Genomic DNA, 14650 nt, shown 5'->3' on the forward strand with positions numbered 1-14650 from the left:
TTAATATGCTCGTCGGACAGGGCTGAATAACGGATCTATATATGGCGAAGGTATTGATAGTTGATGATCATCCAGCAATAAGAATGGCCGTGAACATGTTGTTGAAACAGGAAGAACATCATGTGTTAGGCGAGGTTGATAATGGTGTTGATGCTATCGCCATGGCCAGGAACACCCATCCAGATATTGTCATTCTTGATATTGGAATACCTCAGCTTGATGGCATCGAAGTGATAAAGAGAATCAAGATGCTGGATATTGGCGCCAAGATTCTGGTGCTGTCTGCACAGTCCACCCACCATATTATGGTGCGGTGCCTGCAAGCTGGTGCCGAGGGGTTCTTGTCCAAGCTGGATGATTTGTATTTGCTGAAGGATGCGATAGCAAAAATAGAAAAGCGGCAACTCTATTACCCCCGTGACGTCATCGCCGGCGCCAGGCATGCCCATACGGTCGATCGGGAAGATCTGCTGTCGACCCTCTCTTCCCGCGAGATGAGCGTGCTGCTGCAGATTTGTCAGGGTCATGCCAACAAGCAGATTGCCCAAAGCATGCTGTTGAGCGAGAAAACCGTCAGTACCTACAAGACCCGGTTGATGAAGAAACTCAACATCACCAACATCGTTGATCTGATCAGTCTGGCCAGACGGCAGAAACTGCTGTGAACAGGGCGAAATTGCTGTTGCTTCTGCTGGCGCTGGTCTGGGTGTGGCCGCTGGCGGCCCAGGAACCGGAAGAGCCCCTGCTGCAAGTCTATTCGCGGGATGGCGGGGAATACCTCGATGCCAGCCCCTTGCCGCTGCATGGGGAGGAGTGGCGCTGGTTGCAGGCGCGCGAGCGGCTGATCCTGGGAGTGCCCAGACCTGACAACCCGCCTATGGACATCACCCTGAGGGCGAATGCCTATGAAGGGGTGACGGCCGACATCGTCGGCATGCTGACCCATCTGCTGCACATCGAGATCCTGGTGAAGGGATATCCCTCCAGGGCGGCTGCCATTGAAGCGCTCCAGCGGGGGGAGATCGATCTGCTGAGTACCTCCAATTCCTATGAGCGGGAACAGCATCTTCTGCTGACTGATAAATATATTGCTGACGACCCTGCCATCTATAAAAACATTCAGGTCAAAGAGCGAGAAATAAGAACAGTAGCCGTGCCGGAGTATTATTTGCCGTTCATGGACATCATGCGCTATCTGTCGGACTACAAAATTAAAATATACCCATCCCGCTATAGTGCATTGTCCGCGGTAGCATATGGTCAGGTTGATGCCGTCATGGTGGACATGATCTCCGGCAATTTCATCGTCAACAAGTTCTATCAGAGCAGCATTCAATTATTGAAGCCGCTCTATATCGATACCGCCGGTTTTGCCTTTGCCCTCAATCCCAAGGAGCGGCGACTCAAGAGGATCATGGATATCGCGCTGGGGGAGATCCTCGAGGGCAAGCGGGCGGAAGTGGCCAAGCGCTGGAATGGGGGGGGCCTCTCCATCGGTGCCAGCAGAATCGACCTGAGCCGCGAGCAATGGGAATGGCTGAGCAAACGGGAGAAGATCCGGATTGCGGTGAACAGCGGCATCCCGCCCCTCAGTTTCTATGACGTCACCGGTACCATGCACGGCGTGGTCGCCGATCTGCTGCAGGTCATGCGAGCCAAGCTGGGGGTGGAGCTCGAGGTGGTGCCTGCCAAGACGCCGGAGCAGATGACCCAGTTGCTGGATAGCGGCCAGGTGGATGCGGGGGTGTTGAGCCCTTCTGCCGAGCGCAGGAACCGCTATCTGTTCAGCCGGGCCTTTGTCCTCGATCCCCTCTCCTATGTGGTGGGGCTGCGCCACCGGGAGGTCCCCCCTGCATCGCTGCTCAAGACCGGCACCGTGGCCATGGTCAGAGGCTTTATCTCGACCCAGGCCATCGAGGCGGAATACGGCAAGCTGACGTCGCGGCAGTTCGATACGATTGAAGATGCCATGCGCTGTGTGGCGATGGATGTGTGCGATGTGACCATACTGCCGCTGCGGGTGGCCAAGTACTACGTGAACAGCAAATTCCCCGACAGCCTGATCATTACGGGGGAGCTGTTCGATTCCATCCCCATCGGTGCCGCGTTGGCGGTCACCCCCGCGCATCCCGTACTGCGGGACATTCTGGACAAGGTGATTGCCATCATTCCGCCGGATGAGCTGGAAGGGCTCTCCAACCGCTGGCGAGTGAGCCCCCAGCAGGAAGCCATCACCTGGCAGGAGTTGATTCAAGAGTTCGGGGTCTTTATCGCCTTGATCCTGCTGCTAACCCTCTGGGTTGGCCTGTGGGGCCTGTCCCTGCGCAAGCAGATCCGCGAGCGGCGACTGGTGGAGGGGGCGCTGAGCACCCAGCTCAAGTTCATCGCCGATCTGGTGGACGGGACACCTCACCCCATCTATGCGCGGGATTTGAACGGGATCCTGGTACTGTGCAACAGCAGCTATGCCAGCTTCCTTGGCGAGCCCAAGGTCAGCCTGCTCGGCACGGGCCTGGACGACGCGCGAACGCGCTGGCCTTTTCTTGCTCCCCTGCACGGGGATCTGGTGCTTTCCTGTGACAGCCGCCGCGCCCAGGAGGGGGATCACCGTCTGGTCCTGCCGACGGGCGGGGTCGACGTCTATCACTGGGTTCAGCCTTACTACGATCTGGACGGCAATGTGCAGGGGGGCGTGGGAGGCTGGATCGACGTCAGCGAACGGGTACGCCTGCTCGATGAGCTGGCGGTGGCCAGCCAGGAGGCCCAGGAGGCAAACCGTGCCAAGAGCACCTTCCTCGCGACCATGAGCCACGAGATCCGTACCCCCATGAATGCCATCATCGGCTTGCTGGAACTGGCGCTCAAGCGGGGTCGGCTGCACGAGGAGGATCAGGCCTCCCTCGCTATTGCCCATGGCTCGGCCAGCGATCTGCTGAGCCTCATCGGCGACATCCTGGATATTTCCAAGATCGAGTCTGGCCGGTTCGAACTTGCCCCCGAACCCCATGACATCGTGACCCTGACAGCATCGGTCGTCACCGTCTTTACCGCGTTGGCGAGGCAGAAAAATCTGCGGCTGGATCTCGTCACGGGCACTCCTTCCTGGGTGCAGATCGATGGTCTTTGTTACAAGCAGATTGTCTCCAACCTGATCAGCAACGCCATCAAGTACACCGAGCGCGGGTCGGTCACGGTGACGCTGGCCTCCCGGGTCAGCGATGGCTGGTGTACCGTGCAGCTAACCATCCTGGATACCGGTATCGGCATCGATCAGGCCGAGCAGGCCAGGCTGTTCGAGCCCTTCAGCCAGGCCAGCCAACCCGAGAAAATCCAGCAGTCGGGTACAGGCCTGGGTCTGATGATCTCCCGCTCCCTGTGCGAGACGATGGGCGGCTCCTTGAAACTGGAGAGTGCGCCCGGGCAGGGGACTCGGGTCAGTATCGAGATCAAGCTGCCGGTGGCCGATGCCGTGGCGATGCCCGCCACGCCTGCACAGGAGCCGGCGGTGGAGCCGGTGCGGCGACTGAAGATCATGGTCGTGGACGATCATCCAGCCAACCGGTTGCTGGTCAGCCAGCAGCTGGCTTATCTGGGCCATGACGCCACGGCCGTCGAGTCGGGGGAAGAGGCGCTGCGGCTGCTGATCGGAGCCAGGGTGGATGTCATCATGACCGACTTCAACATGCCCGGCATGAACGGCTTCGAGCTGGTTCGCCAATGCCGGGAGCTGGAGCGGCTGCACGGCTGGCGACGCCCCGTGATCCTCGGGCTGACGGCCGATGCGCGGCAGGAGCAGATCAATGAAGGGCAGGCGGCAGGGATGGATGACTGTCTGTTCAAGCCCGTCGGGCTGGAGGCGCTCGATCATTGCCTGCGTCGGCACATGCAGCGGGAAGAGCAGAGTGACATGGTCGTCTGTATGGAGGAGATCCGGCGGTATCTGGGGCCGCTGACCGCACATCAGTCGACCCTGATGGTGCCTCTGCTGGCCGAGTTTGTGCGGGCCAGTGACGACGATATCGCGGGATTGCAACGGGCCGCGGAGGAGGGGCATGTCGGCCAGTTCATCGACCGTATACATCGTCTGAAAGGGGGCGCCAGGATCATGGGCACTCTGAAACTGGTGGCGACCTGCAGCGAAATAGAATCCTGGGAGCTCGATCAGGCCAGGCTGCCCGAGGCGCTGGCCCGTTTGCAGCAAGAGTACGAGGTCGTTCGGTTGGCGGCGACCCAGCTGCAGGTGATGGAAGGGGAGGAATGAAGGCATGGGAACATGCCTTCGGCTCCTGTGGTCAGCCCAGCCAGTACACCATCAACTCATAGGCGGCTTCGCCCACCTGGTCCGGTCTGGCTGACGGGGCCTGATAGCTGAGGTAATAGCGGGTCGCCTGGGCCAGGGGGAGGGCGCGGCTTGCTTCGAGGGGTTGTCCGTTGAGCGCCAGCGTGATCCGGAGATCATCCTGCTGTGGCAGGGAGCCGTAGAGTGCGCGGGCTTGCAAACGATAGGTGGTGTTGAAATCCGGGTGGCTCAGGTCTGCTGCCAGGATCTGGACGGGAGCCTGTGCCGGATCCGAATTGATGGCCTGGAGGCCTGGGTGGGTAAGCGCTACTTCCATGTTGGTCTCTTTGCTGGCGGTGGCCTGCCAGTTCAGCTGGCTCACCTGCGTATTGGCGTGAACGGCGGCACTGCTGCAACCGATCATCACTGCCAGCACCATGCTTTTTTGAAACATAGTTATCTCCTTTGTCGGACTGGGCCCTCCTTGGCGAGGGCCTCCTCTTATCGGCGCTTTCCCCGAAAGCTGAACCGCTCTCCCCGGATTCGCCCATGAGTCGGCGGCAGATAAGGGGTATGATCCGCCCCCTGGCGCCATGCCATTGACGGAGGAGAGCCATGCTCGAAAATCAGATGATGTTGTTGGCGGTGTTTGAGCGGGCGGCGCTGATGCTGATGACGCTCTTTCTTCTCACCCGCACCCGGCCGTTTCAGCGATTGTTCCAGAAGCGTGACCACACCCCGGCCGAGCTGGTGCTGGTGGCGGCCATCTTCTGTTTGTTCGCGGTGTTCAGCACCTACACCGGCATTCCGGTGGAGGGGGCCCTCATCAATGTGCGGATCATCGCCATCATCTCGGGCGGCATCCTGTTCGGCCCCTGGGTCGGCATTCCGGCCGGGGTCATCTCGGGGCTGCACCGCTACCTCATCGACATGGATGGCCACACCTCCATTCCCTGTCTCATCGCCAGCATCATCGCCGGCCTGCTTGCCACCTGGCTGCACCTGCGCTGTCGCAAGTCGCGGCTCTGGCTCTATGGCATCCTGGCGGGGATGGCCTGCGAGGGGCTGACCATGCTGCTGATCTGGCAACTGACCGAGCCCCATGCGGTAGGTGTGGAGATAGTCAGTCATATTGCCTACCCGATGATCGCCGGGGCGCTCTGTATCGGGCTCATCATCAAGCTGGTGCAGGATCTGGATGACGAGAAGGAGCTGATTGCCGCCAAGCAGGCCAAGCTGGCGCTCGACATCGCCAACAAGACGTTGCCGTTTTTCCAGAACATCGATCGCCACTCCCTGAGCCAGGTGTGCGGCATCATTCGCAGCGAGATCAGCGCCGATGCGGTGGCCATCACCGATACCCGCGACGTGCTGGCCTATGTGGGGGTGGGCAAGGATTACTACGAGCTGGACGAGCACCACGCCATCAGCGACATGACCCACAGAGCGGTGCTGCTGGACCAGATCATCATCAACAACGATCTGCGCCAGTATCACCTCTCCGATTTCCACTCGGTCATCATTATTCCGCTGCGGGAAAACGGCGCCGTCAGCGGCACCCTCAAGATCTATTATCGCCGCACCCACAGCATCACCAGCTCCCTCAAGGAGATGGCGGTGGGTCTCTCCCAGCTCATCTCCACCCAGATGGAGGTGTCGCGTATCGAGCAGCTCAAGGAGATGACCCGCAAGGCGGAGTTCACCGCGCTGCAGAGCAAGATCAACCCCCACTTCCTGTTCAACGCCCTCAATGCCATCTCGTCGCTGATCCGCATCCGTCCCCAGCAGGCACGCCAGCTGATCGCGAACCTCGCGGATTACCTGCGCTACAACCTCAACAAGGGGGACACCCTCATCGACATCCAGGAGGAGCTGCAGCAGGTGCGCGACTACGTGGCCATCGAGCAGGCCCGCTTCGGCGACAAGCTGGAGGTGGTGTTCGAGGTGGACGACGTGCATATCCAGGTGCCGAGCCTGCTGTTGCAGCCGTTGGTGGAAAACGCCATCCTGCACGGCATCCAGCCCCGCAGTGCGCCGGGTCGGGTCACCATCGAGGTGAAGCAGCTGGCGGGCGGCATCCGGGTCGCGGTGCGCGACACCGGCTACGGCATCAGCCAGGCGGTGATCGACGGGGTCGCCGCCGGTCGGGTGGAGAGCCGCAGCATCGGTCTGATGAACGTGCATCAGCGGGTCAAGCTGCTCTATGGCGACGGCCTGCACCTCAAGCGGCTGGAGCCGGGGACCGAAGTCTGTTTCTATCTGCCTGATCAGGAGGCAATGCCATGCTGAAAGCCATCATAGTGGAAGACGAATACCTTGCCCGCGAGGAGCTGGCCTTTCTGGTGGGGCAGCACAGCAACATCGAGATAGTGGCGAGCTTCGAGGACGGGCTGGAGGCGTTCAAGTATCTGCAGGATCACGAGGTGGACGTGGTGTTTCTGGATATCCAGATCCCCGCCATCGACGGCCTGCTGCTGGCCAAGAACCTGCACAAGTCGAGCTATCCGCCCCACATCGTCTTCGTCACCGCCTACAAGGAGTTTGCGGTGGAGGCGTTCGAGCTGGAGGCGTTCGACTACATCCTCAAGCCCTACAACGAGCCGCGTCTCATCAATCTGCTGCAAAAGCTCGAACTGGCGGGCAAGTCCCAGCCCCAGGGTGCGGAGTCCGGGTTGCCACAGAACCGCACCGTCAATCTGGTGAAGGGGGAGCGCATCATCGTCACCCCCTGCGAGCAGATCTACTACGCGGAAGCCGACGAGAAGCTGACCCATGTCTACACCCGTACCGATCGCTACGTGATGACCATGACCCTCAGCGAGTTTGTCAGTCGGTTGCCTGCCGAGGGGTTCTTTCGTTGCCACCGCTCCTACTGCGTCAACATCAACAAGATCCGCGAGATAGTGCCCTGGTTCAACAGCACCTATCTCATCCGGCTCCATGACCTGCCGTTCGAGGTGCCGGTCAGCCGCAGCAACATCAAGGCGTTCCGTCAGCTGATGCGGCTCTGATTGTCATTCATTCCCGCCGATCTGCATTTCATGCCTTAATCGGTCGGCGGGAGTGGCGTCTTGCCTATAGTGGCCCCAATTTCCTTAAGGCCATTCCTCGAGACGCATCATGACCATCGATCTGAATCGCACCCGCTACCTCACCCTGTTGGGGACCATCATCACCCAGTTCGCGCTGGGATCCGTGTACACCTGGAGCCTGTTCAACGCCCAGCTTTCCGACAAGCTGGACGAGCCGGTGAGCCAGGTCGCCTTCGCTTTCGGCCTGCTCAGCCTCTCCCTGGCGGTGGCCTCCTCCCTGGCGGGCAAGCTGCAGGAGCGGTTCGGGGTGCGCAACGTCACCCTGGGCGCCGGCGTGCTGCTCGGCATCGGCTTCTTCCTCACCGCCCATGCCAGCAACCTGGCGATGCTCTACCTCTGCGCCGGCATCCTGGTCGGTTTTGCCGACGGTACCGGTTACCTGATGACCCTCTCCAACTGCGTGAAGTGGTTCCCGGAGCGCAAGGGGCTCATCTCCGCCTGCTCCATCGGTGCCTACGGCCTCGGCAGCCTGGGCTTCAAGTACATCAACCTGCTGCTGCTTTCCAGCAACGGCCTTGAGACCACCTTCCAGCTGTGGGGGCTGATCGCCATGTCCATGGTGCTGGTGGGTGGCATGCTGATGAAGGATGCGCCCCAGCAGGCCGCCGCCGTGCAGCAGAGCGAGAGCCGCGACTTCACCCTGGCCGAGGCGATGCGCAAGCCCCAATACTGGATGCTGGCGCTGATGTTCCTCACCGCCTGCATGAGCGGTCTCTACGTCATCGGCGTGGCCAAGGACATCGGCGAGAAGATGGTGGGCCTGCCGGCCGTGGTCGCCGCCAACGCCGTCGCCATCATCGCCATGGCCAACCTGGGCGGCCGGCTGGTGCTGGGCATCCTCTCCGACAAGATGTCCCGTATCCGGGTCATCACCATCGCCCAGTTGATTACCCTGGCGGGCATGGCGCTGCTGCTGTTCGTGCCGCTCAATGCCAACCTCTTCTTCGTGGCGGTGGCCTGCGTGGCGTTCAGCTTCGGCGGGACCATCACCGTCTACCCCTCGCTGGTGAGCGACTTCTTCGGCCTCAACAACCTGACCAAGAACTACGGCGTCATCTATCTGGGCTTTGGTCTGGGCAGCATCATCGGCTCCATCGTGGCCTCCCTGTTCGGCGGCTTCATGGCGACTTTCAACCTGATCCTGGTGTTGCTGGTGGTGGCCCTGGTGCTCTCCCTCACCATCCGCCTGCCGGCTCCCGTTGCGGCTGTCGACAGGGCCTGACCCCTCTCGCTTCTCAAGTCATAAAAAAAGACCCGGGCCTTGGCCCGGGTCTTTGCATGTCAAGGGGTGGACTCAGCGCGGAGGCAGACCCAGCAGGGCGCGCAGCTGGTGCGCGGTGGCCTCGACCGCCGCCCAGTCGCGGCCAGTGACGGTGACGTGGCCCATCTTGCGGCCGGGGCGGGCTTCGCCCTTGCCATAGAGGTGAAGGTGCACCCCGGGCAGGGCCAGGGCGCCGGCCCAGTCCGGCGTTCCGTCTTGCCACAGATCCCCGAGCAGGTTGAGCAGGATGGCGGGCTGAACCTCAGCCTGTGCCGGCAACGGCAGATCGCACAGGGCGCGCACCTGCAACTCGAACTGGCTGCAACCGGCGTTGTCGATGCTGGGATGACCCGAATTGTGGGGCCGGGGGGCCATCTCGTTGACCAGCAGCTCACCGCCGACCAGGAAGAACTCCACCGTCAGCACGCCCACATAGTCGAGGGCGGCGATGATGTGCTCGGCGATGCGCTGGGCTTCGCGCTCCAGGGCGGGCACATTGGCCGGGGAGCGGGTCTGATCCAGGATGCCGCCGCTGTGCCAGTTCTGCACCAGGGGCAGGGCACTGATGGCACCGCTCGGACTGCGGGCCAGGGTGAGGGCAAACTCCCCCTCCAGTGGCAGGCGTTTTTCCAGCACGCAGGGCACGCTGCTGGCGGCCAGGGCCGCTGGCAATTCGCCCGCATTGTGGATAGTCCACTGCCCCTTGCCATCGTAGCCCTCGCGGGCGGTCTTGAGGATGGCGGGGAAGAGGTCGCCGGGCAGGGCGGGCAGCGGCTCGCCGGGCAGCAGGGTCAGGTTCGGGGCGACCGGTACGCTGGCGCGGGTCAGGAAGGCTTTCTCTTCCCGGCGATCCTGACAGACACGTACTGCGCTCGCGGCCGGGCGCACCGGCTTGTACTGCTCCAGCAGGGCCAGGGAGGCGGCGGGCACGTTTTCGAACTCGCAGGTGATGGCGTCGCAGCGGCTGGCCAGATCGCGCAGGGCATCGGCATCGTCATAGGCGGCCACAATCTGCTCGTCGGCGGCTGCACCGGCGATGCTGACGGGGTCCGGGTCCAGCACGATCACCTTGTAGCCGAGACGGTGGGCAGACATCACGAAGTAGCGGCCGAGCTGGCCGCCACCGAGCATACCCAAAGTGGCGGGGGGCAGTATCATGCCGGCTCCTCCAGGGTGAGCGCCAGCACCCGGTCGCGCTCCTTGGCGCGGAAGCCGTCGAGCTGCTGGTGATAACGGGGAGCGTCGCCATCCTGGGCGACAGAGAGCAGGGATACGGCGAACAGACCGGCATTGGCGGCACCCGCCTCGCCGATGGCGAAGGTGGCGACCGGCACGCCCTTGGGCATCTGCACGATGGAGAGCAGGGAATCCATCCCCTTGAGCTGGCGGGTGGGGATGGGCACGCCCAGCACCGGGATCGTGGTCTTGGCGGCCAGCATGCCCGGCAGGTGGGCTGCGCCGCCGGCGCCGGCGATGATGGCGCGCAGACCGCGATCGCGCGCACTGGCGGCATATTCAAACAGGAGATCCGGGGTGCGATGGGCGGATACGACGCGCGCTTCATAGGGCACGCCGTGCTCCTTGAGGATGCGGGCGGCGGCCTGCATCACGGGCCAGTCAGAGTCGGAGCCCATTACCAGGCCGATCATAGGGGGGGTCGTCATTACGGCTTCCTCGGATGTCAAACGTTTGCCGCATGTTACCAAAAAGCCGTGGGATCTGGCTCAACATTTCTTGTGTTTGACCCTCTCGAATGACGGTCAACGAGCCTCAAGGTACGAGAGGGGGCGAGGATCTGCGCCACTTGGCACCGGCTTTGGGTAAAAACGACATTAGAAATCCAGATGGCTATACATCCAAGGCGGCTCTGCCTATAATCCCCCCGCTTTGGCGCATCATGCTTAAAAGGGAATCCGGTGAGAATCCGGAGCTGGCGCGCAGCGGTAAGGGGGAACGAAGCGACATCAGGGCACTGCCGTCAGGTGGGAAGCCGTCGCCGTAGGCCATCAGCCCCCAAGCCCGAAGACCTGCCAAAGTTCGTATTTCGGGCCGAGAGAAACCGGCCACGAAGTAGATGCTTACGCGAACTTAAGGATCTCTCATGTCCAAGACATTATTGGCGGCTGCCCTGTTGCCAACGGCGGCCTTTGCCCAACAACTGACCATCCCCGTCAATCCCACCATGGTGGTGACCGCTACCCGTGTCGCCCAGCCTGCCTCCAGTGTGCTGGCTCCCGTCAACGTGGTGACCCGTGACGAGATCGATCGCCTGCAAGCCCAGACCGTGACCGACGTGGTCAAGACCCTGCCCGGCGTGGAAGTGGTCAGCAACGGCGGCCGCGGCCAGCTCAGCTCGCTGCGGGTACGTGGTGGCACCTCTTCCCAGACCCTGGTGCTGGTGGACGGGGTGCGCAGCGCCTCTCTGACCGCCGGGATGACCGAGCTCAACAACCTGCCCCTCAACCAGGTGGAGCGGATCGAATATATCCGCGGTGCACGCGCCACCATTTATGGGTCCGATGCCATCGGTGGGGTCATCAACATTATCACTCGCCCGGACCAGGGGACTAATCAGCACAAGTTCAACCTGGGCGCGGGCTCCCACAAGCAGCGTCAGGCTGCTTTCAGCAGCGCCAGCCAGGTGGGTGATGCGGGTCAGATCAAGGTCGCTGGTGGTTTCGATGACGAGACCGGCTACAACGTGCATCCCATCGTCGGGGTAAACGATGGCGACAAGCATGGACACCGGGGCTATAACGCCATGGTGGATTATCAGCAGGCGCTGGCCAGCAACTGGGATCTGTTCGGTACGACCCGCTGGTTCCGCAACATTGCCCAGTACGACAGATCCTCTGCCGCTTCCGCCTGGGGTCCGGCGTTTCATCAACGCAACGAGACCTGGACCGAGAACCAGAGCTACCAGCTCGGCTCCCGCTATCACGACGAGCGCTACCTGAGCGAACTGCGCGGCGCCTTCTCCAAACAGGATGCCTACGACTACCCGGATACCAGCGGCCGCGATCAGTCCGCTGATCGACTCTATACCCGTCAATACACCCTGAACTGGGTCAACAGCGTCAAACTGGACGAGAGCTGGACCCTGGGGGGCGGCGCCGACTGGCAGCGCGACATGCTGGACGATAGTTCCCGCTCCTCTGGCGTCGCCTTCCCGAGTGACGCCGATGAGCGTGACAATACCGGGCTCTATGCCCTGGCCCAGTTTGACAACCAGGTCTGGCAGGCCGAGCTGAGCGGTCGCAGCGATGACAACGAGCAGTTCGGACGTCACAACACCTGGCAAACCGGCGCTGGCTGGCGCTTCGTTGAGGATTATCGCCTCAGTGCCCGTTACGGCACCGGTTTCCGTGCCCCCTCCTTCAACGATCTCTACTACCCGGGGTCCGGCAATCCTGATCTGAAGCCGGAAGAGTCGAAAAGCCACGAGTTGATGCTGGACGGACAGACCGCAGGTGTGGAGTGGCGCTTGACCGGTTATCGCAACGACTTCGAGCAGATGATCCAGTGGGCGCCGGACAGCCAGGGGATGTGGACGCCGCAAAACGTCGGCAAGGCGCGGATTGAAGGGGTTGAGGTGGAAGGGGAGTTCGAGACCGGCTGGCTGAGCCATCGCGTTTCCGCTGAATACAAGGATCCCAAGGACAAGGTCACCGACAAGCAGTTGCAGTTGATCTCCCGCAAGGGGGCCAAGTGGGTGAGCCAGGCGCAGTGGCAGCAGTTCGATGGCTCCCTGAGCTGGATCTACCAGGGTGAGCGTTATGGTGACGCGGCCAATACCACCCAGCTGGGCGGCTACAGCGTGTGGAACCTGGCGGTGGGCTATCAGGTTGCACCGTCCTGGAAGGTCTCCGGCAAGATCAGCAACCTGCTGGACAAGGAATACCAGACCTCGGTGGGTTACCCGGCTGACGAGCGAGCCTACTATGTGACGGTGGACTACGCACTCTGATCCCCTTGTCTGGATCTGAAAAATCAGGGGCCCTGCCATTGGCAGGGCCTTTTCTATTGGCGCCGGGCGGGAGTATGATCGCGGCCTCGCATTCAAGGGGGAGCTCAGGTGGCCAATATTCTCGTGTTCGACTCCGGTATGGGCGGTCTGACCGTCTATGGGGAGATCCGTCGCGCTCTGCCGGAGCACAACTATTTCTACTGTTTCGACAATGCCCACTTTCCCTATGGCGAGCTGAGTGAGGCGGCCCTCATCGAGGCTTGTACCGGACTGGTCAGCCACATGGTGGCCGAGCACGCCATCGATCTGGTGGTGATCGCCTGCAATACCGCCAGCACCATTGCCCTGCCATCCCTGCGTACCGCACTCAGCATTCCCGTGGTCGGCGTGGTCCCCGCGATCAAGCCTGCCGCCGCCCTGACCCGTAACGGCTACATCGGTCTGCTGGCAACGCCCGGCACCGTCAGCCGTGACTATACCCATGAACTCATCGCCCAGTTCGCCCCGGGCAAGCATGTGCTGCTGAAGGGGGCCACCGAACTGGTTATCGAAGCCGAGCGCAAGCTGGCGGGGTTGCCGGTCAATATGGCCCTGCTCAGAGAGGTGCTCGCAGACTGGATGGAAGGGGAGGAGAGGCCGGATACCCTGGTACTGGGATGTACCCACTTCCCCTTGCTCAACGAAGAGATCAAACAGCTGATGCCGGAATGCCAACTGGTCGATTCGGGTCTTGCCGTGGCAAGGCGGGTGGCGCATCTGCTGGCGACACTGCCGGTCCAGGCACCTGGCGAGGGGACGGGACGTGCCTACTGCACGCGACTGGATGCTGGGGCCCAGAAACTGACAGCCCCCTTGCAAGCTTGGGGGCTGTCGTCACTCGAAGAGGTGGTGTACTGAATATCAGGCGTCGACGTCGTTGACGTCCTTCTCATCCCGGTCCCGCTTGTCATTTGCTTCACGCACTTTCAGGGTGCGCTGCTGATACTCCTTGTCATTGAGCGCGGCGATGGCCCTGGCCGCATCGGCGACAGGCATCTCCACAAACCCGAAGCCCCTGCGTTTGCCGGTGGCCTTGTCCTTCATCAGACGAACTGACAGTACCTGACCTTGCTCGGCAAAGAGTTCGCGCACCGCAATCTCGTTGGCGCGATAGGGCAGGTTGCCTACATATAAGGTACAGGTCTCCTGGCTGGTCGCCTGTTCGAGGGCGGTGGCAGGCGCACGGTTCAGGAAGAGCGGTACCACGAAACCGCCAATGGCCAGACCGGCGGCAAAAATGACTTCGACTTTCAGAGAGAACTGCAGGGCCTGGGCAACCAGATAGCCGAGCAGCGCCAATACCAGAGCAAGAACTGCTGCCTGCACATAAACGGGAAACTTGGATAAATTCATCTTTAAAGACCTTTTGTAAATGAAAGCAAAAAAGGTGCAACACTCTATTCACCTTCATGGTAACCAGCTTTACGACCAGACGCTACCATGGACCACTTGAGGCAAATTATCCGCTTCAGTATGGCATTCCTTCAGCCAGGAAGATCCTGATAAATGCCAATAAAAGAGGGCTGAAATCATCAGCTTGTGGATAACATTGTATATATACACTGGGTAAGTTGTTTCTAACTGGATAATTTGAAGTTTCCGTGACTTTCTTCAAAAAATCCCTTGTCATCGTAACCGGCCTCCCTATAATGCGCCCCTACCAGCACGGCGGACCACGCCAACCTGATGAGCCAGCTTCCTTAGTAAGTGGGCGCCGAAAGAAAAGCGAAAACAACCGCTTGACTTTCGAAGTGAGAAGCGTAAGATGCGCCTCCTCAACGCGATAAGCGTGACGTTCTTTAACAATTTGAATCAAGCAATCTGTGTGGGCACTCACAGCATCGAGCATCAAAAACAATTTTTGATTTTCAATGTCTGATGAAGTGACCAAAGCAACTTTTAGTTGCAGCAGTTAATTCAGCAATTCATTGAGCCGCTTTTCGAAGCAACCAAACTTAAATTGAAGAGTTTGATCATGGCTCAGATTGAACGCTGGCGGCAGGCCTAACACA

11 protein-coding genes and 1 riboswitch are annotated in these 14650 nt (G+C 60.9%); of the genes, 7 read left to right on the top strand and 4 right to left on the bottom strand.

All coding sequences use genetic code 11. The features are described 5' to 3' along the window. The first annotated feature begins 41 nt into the window (after positions 1 to 41). Together ACB037_RS18640 and ACB037_RS18645 are read left to right on the top strand one after the other, a co-directional pair. Positions 42 to 665 carry a response regulator transcription factor gene (locus ACB037_RS18640; protein ID WP_045522690.1) on the top strand — a complete coding sequence of 208 codons (624 nt, stop codon included), beginning with the start codon at positions 42 to 44 and terminating at the stop codon, positions 663 to 665. Further along, positions 662 to 4261: an ATP-binding protein gene (locus tag ACB037_RS18645; RefSeq protein WP_371175711.1), complete on the top strand. Its 3600-nt coding sequence runs from the start codon at positions 662 to 664 to the stop codon at positions 4259 to 4261. Before ACB037_RS18640 ends, ACB037_RS18645 begins: the two co-directional genes overlap by 4 nt. Before the next feature lie 31 nt (positions 4262 to 4292). On the opposite strand, the gene ACB037_RS18650 is transcribed toward ACB037_RS18645, so the two are convergent. After that, on the bottom strand, positions 4293 to 4733 hold the full coding sequence (locus ACB037_RS18650; RefSeq protein WP_045522692.1) for a hypothetical protein: 441 nt from the start codon (positions 4731 to 4733) through the stop codon (positions 4293 to 4295). Positions 4734 to 4894: 161 nt separating this feature from the next. On the opposite strand from ACB037_RS18650, the gene ACB037_RS18655 reads away from it, so the two are divergent. From ACB037_RS18655 to ACB037_RS18665, 3 genes are all read left to right on the top strand, one after another. Beyond that, positions 4895 to 6568 (top strand): sensor histidine kinase, encoded by a 1674-nt coding sequence (locus ACB037_RS18655; RefSeq protein ID WP_039040684.1) that lies wholly within the window; start codon positions 4895 to 4897, stop codon positions 6566 to 6568. Continuing rightward, positions 6562 to 7290 carry a LytR/AlgR family response regulator transcription factor gene (locus ACB037_RS18660; RefSeq protein ID WP_371175712.1) on the top strand — a complete coding sequence of 243 codons (729 nt, stop codon included), beginning with the start codon at positions 6562 to 6564 and terminating at the stop codon, positions 7288 to 7290. Before ACB037_RS18655 ends, ACB037_RS18660 begins: the two co-directional genes overlap by 7 nt. Positions 7291 to 7399: 109 nt before the next feature. Then, positions 7400 to 8593 carry an MFS transporter gene (locus ACB037_RS18665; protein ID WP_045522696.1) on the top strand — a complete coding sequence of 398 codons (1194 nt, stop codon included), beginning with the start codon at positions 7400 to 7402 and terminating at the stop codon, positions 8591 to 8593. Positions 8594 to 8665: 72 nt separating this feature from the next. Here ACB037_RS18665 and ACB037_RS18670 read toward each other — a convergent pair whose 3' ends face one another. Both ACB037_RS18670 and purE read right to left on the bottom strand, forming a co-directional pair. Next, complete coding sequence (locus ACB037_RS18670) at positions 8666 to 9790, bottom strand: 5-(carboxyamino)imidazole ribonucleotide synthase (RefSeq protein WP_371175713.1); 1125 nt, start codon at positions 9788 to 9790, stop codon at positions 8666 to 8668. Beyond that, a complete protein-coding gene (purE, locus tag ACB037_RS18675) occupies positions 9787 to 10296 on the bottom strand; it encodes a 5-(carboxyamino)imidazole ribonucleotide mutase (RefSeq protein ID WP_029313402.1) in 510 nt (169 codons plus the stop codon). Before purE ends, ACB037_RS18670 begins: the two co-directional genes overlap by 4 nt. A 207-nt stretch (positions 10297 to 10503) precedes the next feature. Beyond that, positions 10504 to 10682: riboswitch (cobalamin riboswitch) on the top strand. Positions 10683 to 10733: 51 nt separating this feature from the next. Here purE and ACB037_RS18680 point away from each other — a divergent pair. Both ACB037_RS18680 and murI read left to right on the top strand, forming a co-directional pair. Further along, positions 10734 to 12599 carry a TonB-dependent receptor domain-containing protein gene (locus ACB037_RS18680; protein ID WP_319908037.1) on the top strand — a complete coding sequence of 622 codons (1866 nt, stop codon included), beginning with the start codon at positions 10734 to 10736 and terminating at the stop codon, positions 12597 to 12599. A 108-nt stretch (positions 12600 to 12707) separates the two neighbouring features. After that, on the top strand, positions 12708 to 13496 hold the full coding sequence (murI, locus tag ACB037_RS18685; RefSeq protein ID WP_371175714.1) for a glutamate racemase: 789 nt from the start codon (positions 12708 to 12710) through the stop codon (positions 13494 to 13496). 3 nt (positions 13497 to 13499) lie between these two features. Here the strand turns inward: murI and ACB037_RS18690 are convergent, their stop codons facing one another. Then, a complete protein-coding gene (locus ACB037_RS18690) occupies positions 13500 to 13991 on the bottom strand; it encodes an RNA recognition motif domain-containing protein (RefSeq protein WP_371175715.1) in 492 nt (163 codons plus the stop codon). Positions 13992 to 14650 lie beyond the last annotated feature (659 nt).

The sequence above is a fragment of the Aeromonas sp. S19(2024) genome (assembly GCF_041402625.1).
GTDB classification, from domain to species: Bacteria; Pseudomonadota; Gammaproteobacteria; order Enterobacterales; family Aeromonadaceae; genus Aeromonas; species Aeromonas caviae.